At 59.1% G+C, this 14,545-nt stretch carries 13 protein-coding genes; 4 read left to right on the forward strand and 9 right to left on the reverse strand.

The annotated features are described in order from the left end of the window. Positions 1-141: 141 nt before the first annotated feature. From RMV17_RS15065 to tpx, 3 genes are all read right to left on the reverse strand, one after another. Complete coding sequence (locus RMV17_RS15065; protein ID WP_311880847.1) at positions 142-3,243, reverse strand: MdtB/MuxB family multidrug efflux RND transporter permease subunit; 3,102 nt, start codon at positions 3,241-3,243, stop codon at positions 142-144. Next, on the reverse strand, positions 3,240-4,547 hold the full coding sequence (locus RMV17_RS15070) for an MdtA/MuxA family multidrug efflux RND transporter periplasmic adaptor subunit (RefSeq protein WP_311880849.1): 1,308 nt from the start codon (positions 4,545-4,547) through the stop codon (positions 3,240-3,242). Before RMV17_RS15070 ends, RMV17_RS15065 begins: the two co-directional genes overlap by 4 nt. 175 nt (positions 4,548-4,722) lie before the next feature. Continuing rightward, positions 4,723-5,223: a thiol peroxidase gene (gene tpx / locus RMV17_RS15075; protein ID WP_016987527.1), complete on the reverse strand. Its 501-nt coding sequence runs from the start codon at positions 5,221-5,223 to the stop codon at positions 4,723-4,725. A gap of 338 nt (positions 5,224-5,561) precedes the next feature. Between tpx and RMV17_RS15080 the strand changes: the two genes are divergently transcribed. Then, a complete protein-coding gene (locus RMV17_RS15080) occupies positions 5,562-5,984 on the forward strand; it encodes a YciI family protein (protein ID WP_311880853.1) in 423 nt (140 codons plus the stop codon). A 47-nt stretch (positions 5,985-6,031) separates the two neighbouring features. On the opposite strand, the gene RMV17_RS15085 is transcribed toward RMV17_RS15080, so the two are convergent. Continuing rightward, entirely contained in the window at positions 6,032-6,301 is a 270-nt protein-coding gene (locus tag RMV17_RS15085) for a cold shock domain-containing protein (protein ID WP_409373088.1), read from the reverse strand. A 136-nt stretch (positions 6,302-6,437) separates the two neighbouring features. Beyond that, positions 6,438-6,806 (reverse strand): DUF6124 family protein, encoded by a 369-nt coding sequence (locus tag RMV17_RS15090; RefSeq protein WP_311880854.1) that lies wholly within the window; start codon positions 6,804-6,806, stop codon positions 6,438-6,440. 458 nt (positions 6,807-7,264) lie between these two features. Between RMV17_RS15090 and RMV17_RS15095 the strand changes: the two genes are divergently transcribed. Next, positions 7,265-7,414, forward strand: a complete 150-nt coding sequence (locus RMV17_RS15095) for a hypothetical protein (RefSeq protein ID WP_409373089.1) — start codon at positions 7,265-7,267, stop codon at positions 7,412-7,414. A gap of 133 nt (positions 7,415-7,547) precedes the next feature. On the opposite strand, the gene RMV17_RS15100 is transcribed toward RMV17_RS15095, so the two are convergent. From RMV17_RS15100 to RMV17_RS15115, 4 genes are all read right to left on the reverse strand, one after another. Further along, positions 7,548-8,225, reverse strand: coding sequence for a DUF3313 domain-containing protein (locus RMV17_RS15100; protein WP_034156560.1), 678 nt, complete (start codon positions 8,223-8,225; stop codon positions 7,548-7,550). A 757-nt stretch (positions 8,226-8,982) separates the two neighbouring features. Beyond that, on the reverse strand, positions 8,983-9,957 hold the full coding sequence (locus tag RMV17_RS15105; RefSeq protein ID WP_108224796.1) for a hypothetical protein: 975 nt from the start codon (positions 9,955-9,957) through the stop codon (positions 8,983-8,985). A 234-nt stretch (positions 9,958-10,191) separates the two neighbouring features. After that, complete coding sequence (locus RMV17_RS15110) at positions 10,192-10,671, reverse strand: DUF934 domain-containing protein (protein WP_102898949.1); 480 nt, start codon at positions 10,669-10,671, stop codon at positions 10,192-10,194. Beyond that, positions 10,668-12,341: a nitrite/sulfite reductase gene (locus RMV17_RS15115; RefSeq protein WP_311880856.1), complete on the reverse strand. Its 1,674-nt coding sequence runs from the start codon at positions 12,339-12,341 to the stop codon at positions 10,668-10,670. The genes RMV17_RS15110 and RMV17_RS15115 overlap by 4 nt, the downstream gene beginning before the upstream one ends. 339 nt (positions 12,342-12,680) lie before the next feature. Here RMV17_RS15115 and ccoN point away from each other — a divergent pair, with 339 nt between their 5' ends. Next, positions 12,681-14,108, forward strand: a complete 1,428-nt coding sequence (ccoN, locus tag RMV17_RS15120; RefSeq protein WP_311880857.1) for a cytochrome-c oxidase, cbb3-type subunit I — start codon at positions 12,681-12,683, stop codon at positions 14,106-14,108. 18 nt (positions 14,109-14,126) lie between these two features. Beyond that, positions 14,127-14,345, forward strand: a complete 219-nt coding sequence (locus RMV17_RS15125) for a hypothetical protein (RefSeq protein ID WP_016983187.1) — start codon at positions 14,127-14,129, stop codon at positions 14,343-14,345. Positions 14,346-14,545 lie beyond the last annotated feature (200 nt).

Here is a 14,545-nt window from a genome sequence, read left to right on the forward strand (position 1 = left end):
CACAATCCCCGACTTCGCCGCAGATCCCTGTGGGAGCGAGCCTGCTCGCGAATGCAATCTTGTATTCAATATTGATGTTGCCTGACAGGCCGCTTTCGCGAGCAGGCTCGCTCCCACCTTGGATGTGCGATGTTTGCGAAGTCATACCGACACCTCTTCGCTATCGGTATTGGTCTTGCCAAAGCGCCGACCGAGGCGGTCGAAATACAGGTAGATTACCGGCGTGGTGAACAGTGTCAGCACCTGGCTCACCAGCAGACCGCCGACCATCACCAGACCCAGCGGTTGACGCAATTCAGCCCCGGAACCGGTGGCGAGCATCAACGGCACCGCACCAAACAGCGCCGCCAGCGTGGTCATCAGAATCGGCCGGAAGCGCAGCAGCGCCGCTTGATAGATCGCCTGTTCCGGCGCCATGCCTTGCGTGCGTTCAGCATCGAGGGCGAAGTCGATCATCATGATCGCGTTCTTTTTCACGATACCGATCAGCAAAATGATGCCGATGATCGCGATCATGCCCAGGTCATTGCCACTGAGCAGCAACGCCAGCAAGGCGCCAACTGCGGCCGACGGCAAGGTCGAGAGAATGGTAATCGGGTGAATGTAGCTCTCGTAGAGCACGCCGAGCACGATGTACATGGTCACCACCGCCGCCAGAATCAGCAGCAAGGTACTCGACAGCGAGGCCTGGAATGCTTCGGCCGCGCCCTGGAACTGGGTTTGCACACCAACCGGCATGCCGATGTCTTTCTGCACCTGTTCGATAATGTCGACCGCATGCCCCAGCGCCACACCGGGCGCGAGGTTGAACGACATCATTACCGCCGGGAACTGGCCGATGTGGGTGATCGCCAGTTGCGCCTGCCGCTCTTCCACGTGGGCCAGACTCGACAGGCGTACCTGCGCGCCATCGGTGGTTTTGACGTGAATCTGGTCCAGCGCCTGCGGGCCGATCTTCTCTCCGGCCTGGGCTTGCAGCACCACGCGGTACTGGCTGGCCTGGGTGTAAATGGTCGAGATCTGCCGCTGGCCGAAAGCGTCGTACAGCGCATCAGTGATGTTCGCCACCGAAACGCCGAGGCGGGAAGCGGCATCGCGGTCGATCACCAGATAGACCTGCAAGCCCTTGTCCTGCAAATCACTGGCAACGTCAGTCAGTTCCGGACGCTGGGCCAGCGCTTCGACCAGACGGCCGCTCCACTGGGTGAGCAGTTCGGAATCCGGCGAGGACATGCTGAACTGATACTGAGTACGGCTGACACGGTCTTCGATGGTCAGGTCCTGCACCGGCTGCATGAACAAGCGAATGCCGACCAGTTTGTCCAGTTGCGGTTGCAGGCGCGCAATCACTTCAGTGGCGCTCAGATCGCGATCGCCATGGGGCTTGAGGTTGATCAGCAAGCGCCCGCTGTTGAGCGTGGCGTTGTCGCCGTCGACACCGATGTAGGACGACAGGCTCTGCACCGCCGGATCTTCGAGAATGATTTTCGCCAGTTCCTGTTGACGCTCACCCATCGCCGCAAACGAAATCGACTGCGGCGCTTCGGAAATGCCCTGAATCACCCCGGTGTCCTGCACCGGGAAGAAGCCCTTCGGCACGACCATATAGAGGAACACGGTCAACCCCAGCGTAGCGATGGCCACCAGCAAGGTGAGCGGCTGGTGCTTGAGCACCCAGCGCAGCATCCGGCCGTACTCGGCGATCATCCAGTCGATGACAGCACCGCTGGCACGGTAGAAACGGCCTTGCTCATGTTCTTCAGGTTCACGCTTGAGCAGACGCGCGCACATCATCGGCGTCAGGGTCAGCGAGACCACCAGCGAAATCAGGATCGCCACGGCCAGGGTGATGGCGAACTCGCGGAACAACCGCCCGACCACGTCGGCCATGAACAACAGCGGAATCAATACTGCGATCAGCGAAAGGGTCAGGGAAATCAGGGTGAAGCCGATCTGCTTGGCGCCCTTGAGCGCGGCCTGCATCGGGCTATCGCCCTCCTCGATGAAGCGCGCGATGTTCTCGAGCATGACGATGGCATCGTCGACCACAAAACCGGTGGCAATGGTCAGCGCCATCAGGGTCAGGTTGTTGACCGAGAAACCGGCGAGGTACATCACGCCGAAGGTGCCGATCAGCGACAGCGGCACCGCCACTGAGGGAATGATCGTCGCGCTGGCGCGGCGCAGGAACAGGAACGTCACCATCACCACCAGGGCGATGGCGATCAGCAATTCGTGTTGCACGTCGGTGACCGAGGCGCGGATGGTCTGCGTGCGGTCAGTCAGTACGGTGACATCGAGGCCGGCCGGCAGGTTGTCGGTGATGCTCGGCAGCAGCGCCTTGATGCGGTCGACCACCTCGATGACGTTGGCACCCGGCTGACGCTGGATGTTCAGCAATACCGCCTGATTCTGGTTGGCCCACGCGGCGAGGCGCTCGTTTTCGGCGCCATCGACGATTTCCGCCACATCCTTGAGCCGCAACGGCGCGCCGTTCTTGTAGGCAAGGATCAGGTTGGCGTAATCCTCGGGCGAGGTCAGCTGGTCGTTGGCGTCAAGCATCGACACCCGCGTCGGGCCGTCGAAGTTGCCTTTCGGCTGGTTGACGTTGGAAGCGCCGATCAAGGTGCGCACGTCGGACAGGTTCAGGCTGTTGGCCGCCAACGCTTCCGGGTTGACCTTGATGCGTACGGCCTGACGCTGACCACCGGCAATGCTGACCATGCCGACGCCGCTGATCTGGGCAATTTTCTGCGCCATGCGCGTATCGACCAGATCATTGAGTTTGGGCAGCAACATGGTTTTCGAGGTGATCGCCAGAGTCAAAACCGGGGTGTCTGCCGGGTTGACCTTGTTGTACACCGGTGGCGCCGGCAAGTCCGTGGGCAGCAGATTGGTCGCGGCGTTGATCGCGGCCTGCACTTGTTGTTCGGCGACGTCCATGTTGATGTCGAGGCTGAAACGCAAGGTCAGCACGGAAGCACCGCCGGAGCTGGTCGAGGCCATTTGCGTGAGGCCCGGCATCTGCCCGAACTGGCGCTCGAGTGGCGCAGTTACGGCACTGGTCATCACATCCGGGCTGGCGCCGGGATACAGGGTCATGACGCGAATGGTCGGGTAGTCGACCTGTGGCAGCGCCGACACCGGCAGCAGGCGGTAAGCGATCAGACCGGCCAGAACAATGGCCAGCATGCTCAGGGTGGTGGCTACCGGTCGGAGGATGAACAGCCGCGAAATGTTCATGCGCCCTTCTTGGCCTTGTCAGTGACCGCGGCGTCTGGTGTCTGGGCGGCGGACTTGCCTTGCAGGTGTTCGGTCGGGGTGGTCGGTACTTGATTGCTGTCGTTGACCACTTCCACTTCACTGCCTTCTTTGAGGCGGTCGGTGCCTTCCAGTACCACGCGGTCGCCGGCAGTCAGACCTTCGGTGATGACAGTGTTTTCGCCGTCGCTGGCACCAATCTTCAACTGGCGAATGGTGACTTTCTTGTCGCCGTCCAGCGCATAGACAAAGGTACCGTTAGTGCCAAACTGGATGGCCGCCGACGGTGCCAGCACCACGCCTTTCAGTGTGTCAGCCAGCAAGTGAACGTTGACGAACTGGTTGGGGAACAGCGCCTGATCGCGGTTTTCGTAGCGGGCCTTGAACTTCAGGGTGCCGGTAGCAACGTCAATCTGGTTGTCGAGGCTTTGCAGAACGCCGGTGGCTTGCAGTTTGCTGTCGCCGCGGTCCCACGCCTCGGCCGGAAGCTTGGCGCCGCTGCGATAACGCGCGAGAACGGTTTCCAGGCTGTTTTCCGGCAAGGTGAAAGCGACGCTGATCGGTTGTGTCTGGGTGATCACCGCGAGGAACGTGGTGTCGTTGGCGGTGACGAGGTTGCCGACGTCAACCTGACGCAGACCGACGCGGCCGGCAATCGGCGCGCGGATCTTGGTGAATTCGAGATTGAGCTTGGCGTCGTTGACCGCCGCCTGATTGGTCTTGACCGTGCCCAGATACTGACCGACCAGTGCTTCGGCGGTGTCCAGCGTCTGTTTGGCGATGCTGTCCTCTTTGTACAGACCGCGATAACGCTCGACGTCAACCTGAGCGTTCTTCAGTTGTGCCTGATTCTGCAGCAGAGTGCCTTCGGCCTGCAGCAAGGCGTTCTGGTAAGGGCGCGGGTCGATCTCGGCCAACAGGTCGCCGGCCTTGACCATCTGCCCTTCTTCAAAATTGATCTTGACCAGCTCGCCGCCCACCCGGCTGCGCACATTGATGGTGTTGAGCGCGGTCACCGTACCCAGCGCCTTGTAATACAGCGGGAAATCACCGGTAACCGCCGGCGCCACGCGCACCGGAATTGGCCCGGCGCCGCCACCGAAGCCCGGCCGCATCATTCCCGAACGCCCGGTGTGCCCGGCCGCAGCCTTGTCTGCGCCCTCCTTGGGGCTCGAGCCGGCAGGCCAGAATTTCCAGCACAGGACAGCGATCACCAACAGGACAAGCAGGCTGATCAGCCAGCGACGGGAGTTACGGGGAGACGATTGCATGGAGTGATTAACCATTGGGCGCGTGGGCTTCTTTTACGGGAGGCTGAACGATAAGCACTGATGGGGAATTAGCAAAGCAGCTTTACCGGCAATTTACTTACACCTTACGTTTCAAGGTGTGAGGCAAAACACTGATACACAAATGAAAACGGCCTGGACAGGGCCAGGCCGTTAACAATTGTAAAAGCGCTTACTTGAGAACGGACAGTGCCGCTTCGTAGTTAGGCTCTTCAGCGATTTCCTTGACCAGTTCGCTGTGCAGGACGTTGTCGTTTTCGTCCAGAACTACAACGGCGCGAGCGGTCAGGCCTTTCAGTGGGCCGTCAGCGATGGCCACGCCGTAGTTCTCGATGAACTCGGCACCGCGCAGGGTCGACAGGTTCTGTACGTTTTCCAGGCCTTCGGCGCCGCAGAAACGCGCTTGGGCGAACGGCAGGTCAGCCGAGATGCACAGCACCACGGTGTTTGCCACTTCGTTGGCCTGAGCGTTGAACTTGCGTACCGAAGTGGCGCAGGTCGGGGTGTCGACGCTTGGGAAGATGTTCAGCACTTTGCGCTTGCCGGCGAAGTCTTTGAGGGTGACGTCGGACAGATTGCCGGCAACCAGAGAAAAGGCTGGCGCCTTGGAACCGGCTTGTGGCAACTGGCCGTTGACTTGAACCGGATTGCCTTTAAGGGTGACTTGAGCCATGACTTGAGTCCTTCTGATGTTTTGATTGGAAAGCATGCAAGAGGCCGAAGTTAACCACGAAATGGTCCGACGACCTATGCCCTGTTTGGAAATTGTTGGGTGCCTGCGCGAAAAATTGTATACAAAACCACCACCATTCCCACTGTGGGAGCGAGCCTGCTCGCGAAGAGGCCGCCACATCCAACATTTATACTGACTGACCCAGCGCTTTCGCGAGCAGGCTCGCTCCCACATTGGATTTTGCGGTGTTACTGGTCATTTATTTAGAGACCTTGTCGATTCACCGCTGGCCCGTTCGACTAAGCAGTGAATCCCACCAAACTCACGGAGTACCCGCCATGCGATTCATGATCCTTGTAAAAGCCAGCGCCGACTCGGAAGCCGGCATCATGCCCAGCGAAGAGCTGATCACCGCGATGGGCAACTTCAATGAAGAACTGGTCAAGGCCGGCATCCTGATCGATTGCGATGGCCTGCACCCGAGCAGCAAAGGTGCGCGCGTGCATTTCTCCGGTGACAAACGCACGGTCATCGACGGGCCGTTCATCGAGACCAAAGAGCTGGTGGCGGGCTACTGGATCTGGGAAGTGAAATCCAGAGAAGAAGCCATCGAATGGGTCAAGCGCTGCCCTAACCCAATGTCAGGCGATTCTGATATTGAAATCCGCCAGATATTCTCTGCCGAAGACTTCGGCGCCGAGTTCACCCCCGAAGCACGAGAACAGGAAGAGCGCATCCGAGAGATGGTGAAGAAGTCTTAAGGAGTTGACATCCGGGCAGGGGAACATATCCCTGCCCGGACAGACTACTAAATAGGGTGAATGTTTACCGCGCTTAGGCCTTTCCCGAGAACGTCCTTAACTTCAAATTCAACCCTCTGACCCTCCGCGAGCGTCTTGAATCCGTCAACCTTGATTTCCGAGAAATGAGCAAATACATCTTTGTTGCCGTCCTCCGGCGTAATGAACCCATACCCCTTAGATTCGTTGAAGAACTTTACTGTTCCTTTTGTTATCGCCATTTCTATCGCCCTCATTTTTAAAGCGTCTTGCCGTTTGACGAGACATTCCACTCTCATCAGACACCCGGTTCAGCCCTCCCACAACTGTCAAACCTGACAGGGTGTAAATATTCCCAGTACCCCTGCAACTGCCGAAGGCTGGGGTATCTTGATCATTCCCACGCTCTGCGCGGGAACGATCATTCAAGAGAGATCAGTTCTTGAGTTCGACGTGATCCAAGGCTTGATTCACCGCGAGTTCACCCAGCATGACGACCTGTGCGATCCCCAGTGCGGTCTTGCGCTGGGAGGTTTCCAGCGAGGCGGCGAAGTTCATCAGCATTTCGCTGGCCGAGCCGAGGGTTTCGCTGGCGTTGGCTAGAAGAGATTCGGTGTTGTACCTGGGATTGGCGAGGTACATGGGTTCCGGCTCGTTGGCGCTGGACATGATGCTGGCGGCGGGATTGAGGTAGTAGTCGAGGGCGCGGTCGGCGGCTTCGTGAAGTTTTTTACTGTCGACTGAGGCGTAGGGGGATGTGGTGTCGGCGTCTGATTCTGGGGGGTTGGGTGTTGGCTTTTTCATGGTGTAACTCCACTGGAAAGTTGGAGCTGCCCCATTCGGTTTCCGGTCGAAGAGGTGGCAGCTGTACGCAGGTTGGAAACCCGGGCAGCGGCGACCCGGACGACCCGAAGGTCCCCCGCGCACAGCCGCCATAACGGAGTGCACACATTCGAAGTGCGCAAGGATACGTTATGAAAGGCGTGTACGCGCCACTAATACCCGTCGGGGTTTCCAGTCCCGGTCGCTGATTTGGCAGCGACGAACACAGGCTAGAGACCCGACGTCCGACGGACAACCTGAAAACCTTGTGGGAACGTTCCGCAAATTCCAAACAACGCTTAAACATCCCGAATTGAAATACGCACAGGTAGGAGCTGCCGAAGGCTCGGGTACCAGCCGTTTAGTACACAAAATCACCGTCTTCCTGCTCACAAAACCAAAGAATTAATCCAATTTCCGATGCTGGGCTGATTGAACGGGTGGAGACGCACCGTCAGCGCCTGATGCAGTTTTATCGGGCGAGCCTGCATGCCTATGACGGCGATCGGGATGCGTGGGGGCAGGATATGCGCGAGGTGATGCGCTGGGATGGCGGGAATCCGTACTTTCGCTGGTTTACCGGGCAATGATGTAGCGCCTGAGCAAATGCCATCGCGGGCAAGCCCGCTCCCACAGGGAACGATGTGAATCAAAAATCGCATTCACAACGCCGAACCCTGTGGGAGCGGGCTTGCCCGCGATGGGGCCATCAACTGCGCTGAATTATTTGGACCCGGACTTCAACTTGAGATACGACTGACGCAAGTCCGAGGCCCAGCCATCGATCACAGGTTTGACGTCATTCGCCGTCATCGCCTGCTTGTCATTTTCCAACGGCTTGCCGGTGCCTTTGCGCACCACTTGCGCGACGACCTTGTTATTCGCGCCATCGAGAAACACCGCTTCGGTGGCCAGAGTGGTTTCCTGATCGCGGATACCGCTGGCGGTGCTGACCGCGGCGGCGACCAGGGCGATCGGAATCACTTCATACGCGTGCAGGCCTTCGGTCGAGCTGCTCACGGCGGTGATCGCCGCACGCACCACAATCACGCCTGGGCCCGGGCCGGTGGCCAGCGGCAAGTCTTTGCCAATCTCACGTTTGAGCGCCTGATCGTAGTAGGAGGTGATGCCATTGAGGGTCTGCTGGGAGATCTTCGCAGTCGGTTGCGGTTTCGGGTAGAGCTGGGTTGGTTCGATATAAACGCTGGTGAATTTCTTGATGTCGACCTTCGGATCGATCCAGCGCATCACCTCGGCACCGGACGGGGATTTGGCCTCCTTGAGCTGGCTGTAGTCCTTGAGGAAGCCTGAGTACTCTTTCGGGTCGACGGTTTTGCTGGAACAACCTACCACTGCGAGGGTGGCAAAACACAGTGTGCCCATCATCACTGCTAGCTTCATGCTGTAACTCCTGTCAGAAGGCCGAAAACTCTGCCTGGGGGAGTTACAGGTATAGCTAAAACTTCAGTAATTGCGATTGCACAGCACAATATTCACGCAAGGCTGCGCGGTGGATCACAAGCGTGATTTGAAAGACGTCGAGCATCCGGCAACGCTGCATTGAGCACTTGGCAATGCGTGAACTTCAAGAGTCGGCTGCACTGGAGCAAGTTGAGCCAGAACGCCTGCAGGTGCTTTTGCAGGGCTGGAGGAAGATGAATATGGGGGATCCGGCGCTTAAGTGACGGGCTGGAGATTGTCTTGCCCTCACCCTAGCCCTCTCCCAAAGGTAGAGGGGACCGAATGGGGGATATTCGAGAGATGCACCGACGTGAGCGATTGGCTTTGAATCCATAATCGACTCGGTCTGTCACGTCGGTGTCGCTTGCCAGACAACTCGGTCAGTCCCCCTCCCTCTGGGAATGGGGACCGAATGGGGATATTCAAGAGATACACCGACTTGAGCGATTGGCTTTGAATCCATAATCGACTCGGTTTTTCACGTCGGTGTCACTCGCCAGACAACTCGGTCAGTCCCCCTCCCTCTGGGAAAGGGGACCGAATGGGGATATTCAAGAGATACACCGACTTGAGCGATTGGCTTTGAATCCATAATCGACTCGGTCATTCACGTCGGTGCAACTCGCCAGACACCTCGGTCAGTCCCCTCTCCCTCCGGGAGAGGGTTAGGGTGAGGGGCTTTTGAAGATTCAACCGATTACCAGGAAGAAGTCTCACCACTACGCAACGCCATCTCCCGCCGACTGTTGATGTGCATCGCCTTGATCAACGACACCGTACCCACCAACAAAATCGCCGCGCCCAACAGGAAGTCGATGTTGTACAGCTGGAAGTCCTGCACCGGCCCGATCAGCAGAACCCGCACGATCGCGGCGCCCAGCAGCGTGGCGAGGAAGTCGATCCCCGGTTCATTACGGTAAAACACCAACAGCAACGGCAGACACAGCACCAACAGCAGCAGCAACACCACCACCTTGAACGAGCCTTTGCGCTCGACACTGAAGGCACATTCGTGCGGTCCGTAAGCCTTGTAATCCTCGTCACGAATCATCGAGGTTTTCTCGTTGATGTAGTCGACGCGGTTGTACTTCTGGATCGGCGTGAAAGTGTTGGACATCTCCATCAACGTGGTGATGTTCTTGAAACGCAGGTCGATGCGCTCGCTGCCCTTGAGGTAATAGAGCACCGGTTTGTAGCCGTAGCGATAGGTGTCAAACGGGAATTCGGTGACTTGGCCCTGCACGCCGATCGGGCGCGGTTCGAGTTCGGCATAGGCGCTTTTGTTGGTCGCGGAGAGGTTGCGGCTCAGTGGCTGCACCTTGACCTGTTCAAGGAAGATCGGCGTGACGCCGTAGGACCACTGCAACGGCTCCAGACGCAGGCGCAGTTCGTTGCGAGCGAGGTCGTAGCGGTTGAAGGTCCGTTCCGAAACCACCAGCGAACCGCTGAGCATGAACTCGCCGCGCAGGTTGTTGGTGACACGCAAGGTCAACTGATCCTTGCCCAGCAGCGCTGCTTCAGTGGACGGAGGCGTGCCGCACCACGCGGTGCTTTCGCCGACGCCGCCGAGCTGGCCGTCGCGGTTTTCCTTGAATACGTAAAAGTAACTGGCCCACAGCGTCAGCATCAAAAGCAACGCTGTGAGGCCGAGGATTTTTTTGCCCGGACTCACTGATCAGACTCCCTTCTTCGGTTCCATCGTCCAGCCGAAAACCCGCTGGCGAGGGCGACTCTACCAAAAGGCCACCACTGACCCAAGGGAAAATGCCCGACTCAGGAGGTTTCTAGGGGTTTCCCCGGTGGTAAAAGCCAGATCAAAAGATCGTCCGAACGCGGCCCGAACCTTCGGCAGCTCCTACAGTTGACCTCATGTAGGAGCTGCCGCAGGCTGCGATCTTTTCAAGCGTCAGCGCCGCCGGAACAGCGGGCGCGGTTCGATGACTGAGCGCCCATACAACACGCTCATGCCGGCCAACCCCTTCAGCGCATCCTCGGCGGATTTGTCCTCACGCACCGCGAAACTGTCAAACCCGCACTGGCGCATGTGGCTGAGCTGATCGCGCAACACATCGCCAATCGCGCGCAACTCCCCTGCCCAACCGAAACGACTGCGCAGCAGATACGCCTGACTGTAAGCGCGGCCGTCGCGAAAGCTCGGGAAATCCAGCGCGATCAGCGGCAACGACCCCAGCCACGGCACCAGACTTTCAACTTCATCATCCGGGCCGAGCCACACCGCGTGAGTCGACGGCGACTCCAGCCAATGCGCCAACGGCAACATCAACAGCCCGGCAGGCCTTGGCATCGATGGCTCGCGCACCAGCGTCCATGGATCGTCCGTCACAATCCGCGCCACACCCTGCTCCAGTCGCAGCAGATTATTCATGCCGTGGTCTCCAGCGTCTTCGGATAAACCCGCTCCTTGAACGGCTCCAGTCCGATCCGCGTGACGGTGTCGACAAACAGTTCCTCGTGCTCGCGATAGCGCACAAAGGTGCCGATGATGCGCTCGATCACCTGCGGGACCTCGGCGGCGCTGAACGACGGGCCGATGACTTTGCCCAGCGCGCTGTGTTTGCCCTGCGCACCGCCGAGGGTGATCTGATACCACTCGCTGCCGTTCTTATCGACGCCAAGAATGCCGATATTGCCGATGTGGTGGTGGCCGCAGGCGTTCATGCAGCCGGAGATATTCAGGCTGATATCACCCAGATCGTGCAGGTAATCGAGATTATCGAAACGCGCCTGAATCGCCTGGGCGATCGGGATCGACTTGGCGTTGGCCAACGCACAGAAATCGCCACCGGGGCAGGCAATGATGTCGGTCAGCAGGCCGACGTTGGCGCTGCCCAGATCATGTTTGCACGCCAGTTGCCACAGCGCGTAGAGGTCGGTTTTCGGCACATCGGGCAGGACGATGTTCTGCTCGTGGGCAATACGAATCTCGCCGAAACCGAAACGCTGCGACCAGTCGGCCACCGCCAGCATCTGCACAGCGGTGACATCTCCCGGCGGCGACGCCATGCCCGGTTTGGTCGATAGCACCACACTGGTGTAGCCCGGCACTTTGTGCGGCTGCACGTTGCGCGCGACCCAACGGGCAAACGCCGGGCTTTCCGCCAGGCGTGTGCCGAAGTCCAGATCGGTGTCGGCCAGGGTGTGATAAACCGGCGGCACGAAGGCACTGGCGACCCGTTGGTACTCGGCCTCGGTCAACTGCGCCGGGCCGTCCTTGAGGTGTTGCCATTCCGCTTCGACTTCCTTGGCAAACGCCTCGATGCCCAGCGCCTTGACCAGAATCTTGATCCTCGCCTTGTACTTGTTGTCGCGCCGGCCGTGCCGGTTGTACACGCGCAGCACGGCTTCGACGTAGGACAACAAATGCTGCCACGGCAAGCCTTCGCGGATCTGCAAACCAAGGATCGGCGTGCGTCCCAAACCACCGCCGACGATCACTCGCAGCAACATCTGCCCGTCACGACCGGGGTAAAGATACAGGCCGATGTCATGCATCATGATTGCCGCGCGATCCTGCTTTGCCGAGCAGATGGCGATCTTGAATTTGCGTGGCAGAAAGAGGAATTCCGGGTTGATCGTCGACCACTGCCGCAGGATTTCGGCCAGCGGGCGCGGGTCGATCAACTCGTCCGCCGCGACCCCGGCGAAAGCCTCGGTGGTGATGTTGCGCACGCAGTTGCCGGAGGTCTGGATCGCGTGCATGTTGACCTGCGCCAGGCGTTCGAGGATGTCCGGCACCTCGGCCAGTTCGATCCAGTTGAACTGCATGTTCTGCCGCGTGGTGAAGTGGCCGTAACCGCGATCGTAGTCGCTGGCGATGCTGGCCAACGTGCGCATCTGCTCGGCGCTCAAGGTGCCGTAGGGAATGGCCACCCGCAGCATGTAGGCGTGCTTTTGCAGGTACAGACCGTTTTGCAGGCGCAGCGGCAGAAACTCCTCTTCGCTCAATTCCCCGGCCATGAAGCGCTCGACCTGATCGCGAAATTGCGCGACGCGCTCGAATACCAGCGCCCGGTCGTAATCATCGTATTGATACATGCCTGCCACCTCATCAGTTATTCCTGTGGGAGCGAGCCTGCTCGCGAATGCGGTGTGTCAGGCAACTGCATTGTTGGCTGACACACCGCATTCGCGAGCAGGCTCGCTCCCACAGTTTTCTTCAGAGCACTATGACGAAGCAGCGCAGCACGTTACAGATTCACCTGAAGCGATAAAAACCATATCAGGGCGCGGCAGAACGCCGCAGTCAGCCCTTCAATCTGATCCGCACAAATCAAAGATTCCTGAGCCTGTTTTGTTTCTGGCGGGGTTTCTACAGTGCAGCTCATGCCAGACCGGGTGGCCTGGCAAGACTTTGCAACCGTGGATGAACTGACCATGAGCACAGCAACAATCGGACAGGCTTATAACTACAAGGTCGTCCGCCAATTCGTCATTGCGACAATTTTCTGGGGTGTGGTGGGCATGGCGATGGGCGTGTTGATCGCCTCGCAACTGGTCTGGCCAGAGATGAACCTGGACCTGCCATGGACCACCTTCGGCCGCTTGCGCCCGCTGCACACCAGCCTGGTGATTTTCGGTTTCGCCGGCAGCGCACAATTCGCCGCCAGTTATTACGCGGTGCAGCGTACCTGCCAGGTGCGGCTGTACTCGGACACCCTCGCCGCGTTCACCTTCTGGGGCTGGCAATCGGTGATCGTGATCATGTTGATCACCCTGCCGCTGGGCTACACCACCACCAAAGAATACGCCGAGATCGAATTCTCCGGCGCGGTGTGGATGGCCGTGGTCTGGGTCGCCTACGCCGTGGTGTTTTTCACTACCGTGGTGCAGCGCAAGACCAAGCACATCTACGTCGGCAACTGGTTTTTCGGCGCGTTCATTCTGGTGATCGCCATGCTCCATGTGGTCAATCACCTGTCGATTCCGGTGGACTGGTTCAAGTCCTATCCGGTGTATTCCGGGGCTACCGATGCGATGGTGCAGTGGTGGTACGGGCACAACGCCGTGGGTTTCTTCCTGACCACCGGCTTCCTCGGGATGATGTATTACTTCGTGCCGAAACAGGTCAATCGGCCGGTGTATTCGTATCGCTTGTCGATCGTGCATTTCTGGGCGCTGATCACCCTGTACATCTGGGCCGGCCCGCACCATTTGCATTACACCGCACTGCCGGACTGGGCGCAGTCGCTGGGCATGGCCATGTCACTGATCCTGCTGGCGCCTAGCTGGGGCGGGATGATCAACGGCATGATGACCTTGTCCGGTGCCTGGCATAAGTTGCGCACCGACCCGATCCTGCGCTTCCTCGTGCTGTCGCTGGCGTTCTACGGCATGTCGACGTTTGAAGGACCGATGATGGCGATCAAAACCGTCAACGCCCTCTCCCACTACACCGACTGGACCATCGGCCACGTCCACGCTGGCGCTTTGGGCTGGGTGGCGATGATCACCTTCGGCGCGACCTATCACATGGTGCCGAAAGTCTTTGGCCGCGAGCAGATGTACAGCACGCCGCTGATCAACCTGCACTTCTGGCTGGCGACCATCGGCACGGTGTTGTACATCGCCTCGATGTGGGTCAACGGCATCACTCAGGGCCTGATGTGGCGGGCGATTAACGAGGACGGCACGCTGACTTACTCGTTTGTCGAGGCGCTGCAAGCCAGTCATCCGGGCTTCATCGTGCGCTTTGCCGGCGGGGTGTTTTTCCTCACCGGGATGTTGCTGATGGCCTACAACGTGTGGCGCACGGTGCGGGTGGCGGACGTCGCGCTGGCGCACCGCGAAGCGCAGATCGCCTGAGGCAGGGAGCCGCTCGTGATGGAGATTTTCTTTGATGTGTTGGGCGTGGTGTTTCTGTGGCTGGCGGTGGAGTACTGCTTGCGGCGGGAGACGGCGGACAGTCTGGATGAAGCGAGCATGGTGCCGTTTGCCGATGACCCGGAGGTGGCGCGACGGGTGGAGCTGGCTACCGGTAAAACCGTGAAAGCGGTGGCGCCTGAAGTGGCGAAGCCGGGGTGGGTGAATCTCGATATGTGAGGGTGTCAGGTGGGCTGCCCTCACCCTAGCCCTCTCCCGGAGGGAGAGGGGACTGACCGAGTTGTTTGTTCGGGTTACGCCGACCTGAAATATCTCGGGTGAATGCAATCTCAAACACAACGAAGGTCGGCTCCCTTTCCCCCTCGCCCCCCTGGGGGAGAGGGGACTGACCGAGTTGTTTGTTCGGGTTACGCCGACCT

The sequence above is a fragment of the Pseudomonas sp. VD-NE ins genome (genome assembly GCF_031882575.1).
Classification (GTDB): domain Bacteria; phylum Pseudomonadota; class Gammaproteobacteria; order Pseudomonadales; family Pseudomonadaceae; genus Aquipseudomonas; species Aquipseudomonas fluorescens_BZ.

Coding starts and splice junctions, on each gene's coding strand:
- tpx (WP_016987527.1), bottom strand. CDS start 5,223: ATGGCTCAAGTCACCCTTAAAGGCAATCCGGTTCAAGTCAACGGCCAG.
- RMV17_RS15125 (WP_016983187.1), top strand. CDS start 14,127: ATGGAGATTTTCTTTGATGTGTTGGGCGTGGTGTTTCTGTGGCTGGCG.
- ccoN (WP_311880857.1), top strand. CDS start 12,681: ATGAGCACAGCAACAATCGGACAGGCTTATAACTACAAGGTCGTCCGC.
- RMV17_RS15070 (WP_311880849.1), bottom strand. CDS start 4,547: ATGGTTAATCACTCCATGCAATCGTCTCCCCGTAACTCCCGTCGCTGG.
- RMV17_RS15080 (WP_311880853.1), top strand. CDS start 5,562: ATGCGATTCATGATCCTTGTAAAAGCCAGCGCCGACTCGGAAGCCGGC.
- RMV17_RS15100 (WP_034156560.1), bottom strand. CDS start 8,225: ATGAAGCTAGCAGTGATGATGGGCACACTGTGTTTTGCCACCCTCGCA.
- RMV17_RS15110 (WP_102898949.1), bottom strand. CDS start 10,671: ATGAATAATCTGCTGCGACTGGAGCAGGGTGTGGCGCGGATTGTGACG.
- RMV17_RS15085 (WP_409373088.1), bottom strand. CDS start 6,301: ATGAGAGTGGAATGTCTCGTCAAACGGCAAGACGCTTTAAAAATGAGG.
- RMV17_RS15115 (WP_311880856.1), bottom strand. CDS start 12,341: ATGTATCAATACGATGATTACGACCGGGCGCTGGTATTCGAGCGCGTC.
- RMV17_RS15090 (WP_311880854.1), bottom strand. CDS start 6,806: ATGAAAAAGCCAACACCCAACCCCCCAGAATCAGACGCCGACACCACA.
- RMV17_RS15065 (WP_311880847.1), bottom strand. CDS start 3,243: ATGAACATTTCGCGGCTGTTCATCCTCCGACCGGTAGCCACCACCCTG.